Origin of the sequence: Intrasporangium calvum, from assembly GCF_028446585.1 — a bacterium.
In the GTDB taxonomy this organism is placed as follows: Bacteria; Actinomycetota; Actinomycetes; order Actinomycetales; family Dermatophilaceae; genus Intrasporangium; species Intrasporangium calvum_A.
On record NZ_JAPFQL010000037.1, the window covers coordinates 25,098 to 31,159 of the forward strand.

Below are 6,062 nucleotides of genomic sequence, written 5' to 3' on the forward strand. Positions count from 1 at the left end.
TGCCCTGTCGAGCCGGGTGGGCGAACTGTGGGACAGGTCATGCCGCGGCCCCCGGAACAATCTGACCGCCACTAAAGTTGAGTCTCATGGACGCAAGATTTGCGAGCCCGGTTTTGACAAGAGGGGCCGGGCCCAGCAGATTGTGCAGAGAGACCACAGACCAAGACCACAGACCAACCCGGCCCGAGCGCTACTGAGCCTCCCCGTGGGAGCGAGCCCAGCGGCATACGGCCACCATCTGGAAGACCCAAGGAGAACACTCATGGCACGTGCGGTCGGAATCGACCTCGGTACCACCAACTCGGCCGTCTCCGTCCTCGAGGGCGGCGAGCCGACCATCATCGCGAACGCTGAGGGCGGCCGCACCACCCCGTCCGTCGTCGCGTTCAGCAAGAGCGGCGAGGTGCTCGTCGGCGAGGTCGCCAAGCGCCAGGCCGTCACCAACGTCGACCGGACGATCCGCTCGGTCAAGCGTCACATGGGCACCGACTGGAAGACGCCCGAGATCGACGGCAAGGCCTACACGGCGCAGGAGATCAGCGCCCGCATCCTCCAGAAGCTCAAGCGCGACGCCGAGGCCTACCTCGGCGAGGCGGTGACCGACGCGGTCATCACCGTCCCCGCCTACTTCGAGGACCACCAGCGCCAGGCCACCAAGGAGGCCGGCGAGATCGCGGGCCTCAACGTCCTGCGCATCGTCAACGAGCCCACCGCGGCCGCGCTCGCCTACGGCCTCGACAAGGGCAAGGAGGACGAGCTCATCCTCGTCTTCGACCTCGGCGGCGGCACCTTCGACGTGTCCCTCCTCGAGGTCGGCAAGGACGCCGAGGACGGCTTCGCGACGATCCAGGTCCGCGCGACCAACGGTGACAACCACCTCGGTGGCGACGACTGGGACGAGGTCATCGTCCAGCACCTGATCACCCAGGTGAAGAACAAGACCGGCCAGGACCTGTCCAAGGACAAGATCGCGATGCAGCGCCTCCGCGACGAGGCCGAGCGCGCCAAGAAGGAGCTGTCGACGGCGACGTCGACCAACATCTCGGCGCAGTACATCTCGATGACGCCCGAGGGCCCGATCCACCTCGACGAGACGCTCTCTCGCGCCCAGTTCGAGCAGATGACCAAGTCGCTGCTCGAGCGGACCAAGGCGCCGTTCCACCGCGTCATCGAGGACGCCGGCATCAAGGTGTCCGACATCGACCACGTCGTCCTCGTCGGTGGCTCGACCCGCATGCCCGCCGTCACCAACCTCGTCAAGGAGCTCGCCGGCAAGGAGCCCAACAAGGGCGTCAACCCGGACGAGGTCGTCGCCGTCGGCGCGTCCCTGCAGGCCGGTGTCCTCAAGGGTGAGCGCAAGGACGTCCTGCTCATCGACGTCACGCCGCTCTCGCTCGGCATCGAGACCAAGGGTGGCCTGTTCACCAAGCTCATCGAGCGCAACACGGCCATCCCGACGAAGCGCTCCGAGATCTTCACGACGGCCGACGACAACCAGCCGTCCGTCCTCATCCAGGTCTTCCAGGGTGAGCGTGAGATCGCGCAGCACAACAAGTCGCTCGGCACCTTCGAGCTGACCGGCATCGCGCCGGCGCCGCGCGGCGTGCCGAAGATCGAGGTCACCTTCGACATCGACGCCAACGGCATCGTCAACGTCTCCGCCAAGGACCAGGGCACCGGCAAGGAGCAGAAGATGACGATCACCGGCGGCTCGGCCCTCTCCAAGGAGGAGATCGACCGCATGGTCAAGGACGCCGAGGCGCACGCCGAGGAGGACCGCAAGCGCCGCGAGGACGCCGAGGTCAAGAACCAGGCCGAGCAGCTCGTCTTCTCGACCGAGACCTTCCTCAAGGAATCCGGCGACAAGGTCCCCGCCGACGTCAAGACGCCGGTCGAGGAGTCGCTCGCGGACCTCAAGGCCTCGATCGCCGAGGGCTCCGAGGCGAGCTCCGAGGACATCAAGGCCAAGATCGAGGACCTCAACACCAAGTCCCAGGCCATGGGACAGGCGGTGTATGCCGCTGAGTCGGCTTCCGCTGGAGCCGCCGGTTCCGCTGGTGCTGACGGCCAGGCCCCCGGTGACGCGGGTGCGTCCGCGGGTGCCGGGGCCGACGACGACGTCGTCGACGCCGAGGTCATCGACGACGAGGACGTGAAGGACGCGAAGTGACCGACGAGACCAGGCCTGAGGGCGTGGCTCCCGAGACCCCCGAGGGCGCCGGCGACACCGCCGGCGCCCGCGGGGGCGCGGGGCGCGCTGGTGGGCCAGACGCCAGGACGCACCACAGCTACTCGGAAGGTGGCCCCGGGGCGTCCGCCGAGCCGGGCGGCGAGGACGAGTACGACCACGCACCGGAGCCGGATGCCGCCGCTGCCGAGCAGGCCACCGAGGGCGACGTCCTCGCGGAGGAGGACACCATGGCGGCCACGCTGCTGGCGGACCTGCAGCGACTCCAGGCGGAGTACGTCAACTACAAGAAGCGCGTCGACCGCGACCGCGAGCTGATCCGGCACACCGCCGTCGGCGGCGTCGTCGAGTCGCTGCTGCCCGTGCTCGACGACATCCACTCGGCCCGCGAGGCGGGGGCTCTCGAGGGCGGGCCGTTCGCGGCGATCGCCGACAAGCTCGAGACGATCCTCGGCCGGTTCGGCGTCGAACGGCTCGGCGCGTCGGGGGAGGAGTTCGACCCCAACGTCCACGAGGCGCTCATGCACGTCCAGGCGGAGCTGCCCGAGGGGGCGACCGGCCCGACCGTCGTCCAGGTCATCCAGCCGGGCTACCGGATCGGGGACCGTCTCGTGCGCGCCGCGCGCGTGTCGGTGGCAGACCCGGACTGACTGGCAGGATGAGAGAGAGGGAGGTGCGCCATGGCTAGCCAGGACTGGTTCGACAAGGACTTCTACGCGATCCTCGGCGTGCCCCACGACGCGGACGCCGCGGCGATCAAGAAGGCCTACCGCAAGCTCGCCCGGGACCTGCACCCGGACCACAACGTCGGCGACACCAAGGCCGAGGAGCGGTTCAAGGAGATCGGCGAGGCCTATGCGGTCCTGTCCGACCCGGAGCAGCGGCGCGAGTACGACGCGATCCGCGCGATGTCGCACGGCGGCGCCCGGTTCGCGCCGGGCGGCGCGGGCGGTGGCTTCGAGGACATCTTCGCCAACTTCGGCGGCGCCGGTGGCGGCGGGCCGCGGGTCCGGTTCAACACCGGTGGCGGCCAGCCCAACATCGAGGACCTCCTCGGTCAGATGTTCGGGGGCGCCGGTGGGGCCGGGTTCCCGGGCGGTGGCTATCCGGGGGGCTTCGGCTCGACGGCCGGCCCCCGTCCGGGAGCCGACGTCTCGGCCGCGACGCGGATCGGCTTCCGCGAGGCGGTCGAGGGCTCCACCGTCACCCTGACGTCGCCCGAGCTGGGCCGCGTGACGGCCCGGATCCCTCCGGGTGTCAAGGACGGCCAGAAGATCAAGCTGCGCGGCAAGGGCCGTCAGGGCGACCCCGGTGCCCCGGCTGGCGACCTCATCCTCACGGTGTCGGTCGACAAGCACCCGGTCTTCGGGCGTGACGGTGACAACCTCACCGTCGACCTGCCGGTGACCTTCGCAGAGGCGGCGCTCGGTGCCACGGTGCCGGTTCCGACGCTCGACGGCGGCTCGGTCAAGGTGCGGATCCCCGCGGGCACACCGAGCGGTCGGGTCCTGCGGGTCAAGGGCCGCGGCGTCCAGCGGGCGGGCAAGGCGGGAGACCTGCTCGCCCGGCTCCAGGTCGTCGTGCCGCAGCGGCTGACCGACGAGGCGCGCGAGGCGATCGAGAAGATGGCCGCCGCCGAGGACGGGCACGACCCGCGGGCCGAGCTGTTCGACAGGGCCCGCGGATGAACGCCGGTTCGAGGTATCGGCCGACTCCTGGTGGTCGGCGCCCACCTCGAACCAGTGACATGAACGTGCGACACGGAAGGGAGGAGTGACGATGGCAGGCACTGCCCGCCACCCGATGGGGCACGACGACGACACCCCCGTCTTCGTGATCTCCGTGGCTGCCCAGCTCGCGGGCATGCACGCCCAGACCCTCCGGCAGTACGACCGGCTCGGGCTCGTCTCGCCGTCCCGCACCCAGGGCGGCGGACGCCGCTACAGCGGGCGGGACGTCTCGCTGCTGCGCGAGGTCCAGCGGCTCTCCCAGGAGGGCGTCTCCCTCGCCGGCATCCAGCGCATCCTCGACCTCGAGAACCACGTGAGCGCGCTGCAGTCGCGCATCCAGGAGCTCGACGCCGAGCTGGCCGCGACTCGCGCGGCTCTGGCCGGCGCCCGCCCCGGTGATCGCGTCTTTGCCGCGGGCCCGCGCGGCGATGTCGTCGCGGTGCGACCGGGACAACGGCCCAAGCGGACGTTCGCGTCGCAGGCGCTCGTCGTCTGGCGGCCGCACCACCTCGACTGAGCGAGTCGGGCCGGTTCAGCCCCGGGCCCGAGCGGGGGAGCCGCGGCGCAGGGCGGCGCCCGAGTGGGTGCTCGCCAGCCGCTTCATCCCCTTCGACGGCCGGATCGGCACCGGCCACTTCGGCGGCGTGTGGTCCCCCTCCCGCACGCCCCGGATCCGTCGCCGCACCAGCGGCACGACCTCGCCGCGCACGAAGCTGACCTCGTCGAGCACCGCCTGACGCCAGGGCCGCCGCTCTGGGTCGCCGAGCTCCTTGATCCGCAGGGTGTGCGCCCAACCCAGGGCCTCCAGGGTTGCCGCCGCCACCCTCTTGTGGCCCGGACGTGAGAGGTGGATCCGGTCCGGGGCCCACAGCCGGGGATCCTCGAACTCCCGCATCAGGGCATGGTCCACGAGGATGGCACCGTGCGACTCGGCCAGTCCGCGGACCGCGTCGTTGAAGGCCTGCAGCCGCCGCCGCAACGGCTCGAGCATGGCCGTCGTGCGCGGGTCGAAGATGGTGAAGAGGACGAGGACCGGGACGTGCTCCGCAGCCCGCGCGACCGCGGCCGCGTAGCGCTCCATGAGCGAGTCCATGTCCGTGCGGAGCGACAGGATGTCGTTGCCGCCGGCGTGGAACGACAGGTGGGTCGGTTGCAGCGCAAGGGCCGGATCGAGCTGCTCGGCGACGACCTCGTCGAGCAGCTTGCTCCGGATCGCGAGGTTCGCGTACTCCCAGCGGGGGTCCTGGCGGCCCAGCTGCCGGGCGAGTCGGTCGGCCCAGCCGCGGAACCCGTTGGGATAGAGCACGTGGGGATCCCCCACTCCTTCGGAGAACGAGTCCCCGACGACGACGAAACGGCCAGCCTCCACCCGGCCACCCTGCCTCCCCGGAGATCCCGGTCCCAACCGACGCACGCGCGCGTCGCCGAGCGTTCTGCGTCTCTTCATCGCTCCGTTGCCGAGCGCGGGGTCCTCGGGGTGGCGGGACCGTTACCGTGCCAGCGTGGTCCGGTTCGTGGCTCTGGGCGACTCCTTGACTGAGGGGGTGGGTGATCCGCACCCATGCTCGCCCAACGGACTTCGCGGTTGGGCCGACCTGCTGGCCCACCGGCTGGCCGAGCTGGAGCCGGCGACCGAGTACGCCAACCTCGCGCTCCGGGCCAAGCGCGCCGCCGACGTCCAGCGCGAGCAGGTGGCGGCAGCGGTCGCCCTGCGCCCTGATCTGGTCAGCGTGTGGGCCGGGGGCAACGACATCCTGCGGCCCGTGCTCGACGCAGACGAGGTCCTCGCGTCGATCGACTCCGCTGTGGGGATGCTGTCGGCTGGTGGCGCGACCGTCGTCCTGGTCACCGGGTTCGAGCTGACGGGGTCGCCCGCCTTTGCCCTGCTGCGCCGGCGCGTCGCCATCCTCAACGCCGGGCTCCGCGAGATCGCCCACGGTCAGCGGGCCACCCTCGTCGACGTGTCCGACCCCCACTCCTGGGCCGACCGCCGACTCTGGGCCCCCGACCGCGTCCACCCGTCGGCTCTAGGCCACGCCCGCCTGGCCCACGCCGTCGCCGCAGCGTGCCGTATGCCGCTGGGCTCGCTCCCAGCCCAGGCGCAGCTCGGCTGGGGGGCTGAGACCCAGCCCAGCGGCATACGG

6 protein-coding genes are annotated in these 6,062 nt (G+C 71.1%); 5 read left to right on the plus strand and 1 reads right to left on the minus strand.

All coding sequences use genetic code 11. The annotated features are described in order from the left end of the window. Positions 1 to 262 precede the first annotated feature (262 nt). The 4 genes from dnaK to OO014_RS09980 all read left to right on the plus strand — a co-directional run bounded on the left by dnaK (position 263) and on the right by OO014_RS09980 (position 4,435). Positions 263 to 2,170 carry a molecular chaperone DnaK gene (dnaK, locus tag OO014_RS09965; RefSeq protein WP_272462158.1) on the plus strand — a complete coding sequence of 636 codons (1,908 nt, stop codon included), beginning with the start codon at positions 263 to 265 and terminating at the stop codon, positions 2,168 to 2,170. Further along, positions 2,167 to 2,838: a nucleotide exchange factor GrpE gene (locus OO014_RS09970; protein WP_272462159.1), complete on the plus strand. Its 672-nt coding sequence runs from the start codon at positions 2,167 to 2,169 to the stop codon at positions 2,836 to 2,838. Before dnaK ends, OO014_RS09970 begins: the two co-directional genes overlap by 4 nt. Positions 2,839 to 2,868: 30 nt before the next feature. Next, positions 2,869 to 3,876, plus strand: coding sequence for a DnaJ C-terminal domain-containing protein (locus OO014_RS09975; RefSeq protein WP_272462160.1), 1,008 nt, complete (start codon positions 2,869 to 2,871; stop codon positions 3,874 to 3,876). 91 nt (positions 3,877 to 3,967) lie between these two features. Beyond that, positions 3,968 to 4,435 (plus strand): heat shock protein transcriptional repressor HspR, encoded by a 468-nt coding sequence (locus OO014_RS09980; RefSeq protein ID WP_272462161.1) that lies wholly within the window; start codon positions 3,968 to 3,970, stop codon positions 4,433 to 4,435. 15 nt (positions 4,436 to 4,450) lie between these two features. On the opposite strand, the gene OO014_RS09985 is transcribed toward OO014_RS09980, so the two are convergent. Further along, the gene (locus OO014_RS09985; protein ID WP_272462162.1) at positions 4,451 to 5,287 is read right to left on the minus strand and encodes an SGNH/GDSL hydrolase family protein; all 837 of its coding nucleotides are present in this window, start codon (positions 5,285 to 5,287) and stop codon (positions 4,451 to 4,453) included. 145 nt (positions 5,288 to 5,432) lie between these two features. Between OO014_RS09985 and OO014_RS09990 the strand changes: the two genes are divergently transcribed. Beyond that, positions 5,433 to 6,062, plus strand: a 630-nt coding sequence (locus tag OO014_RS09990; RefSeq protein WP_272462163.1) for an SGNH/GDSL hydrolase family protein, incomplete at its 3' end; no start/stop codon positions are given.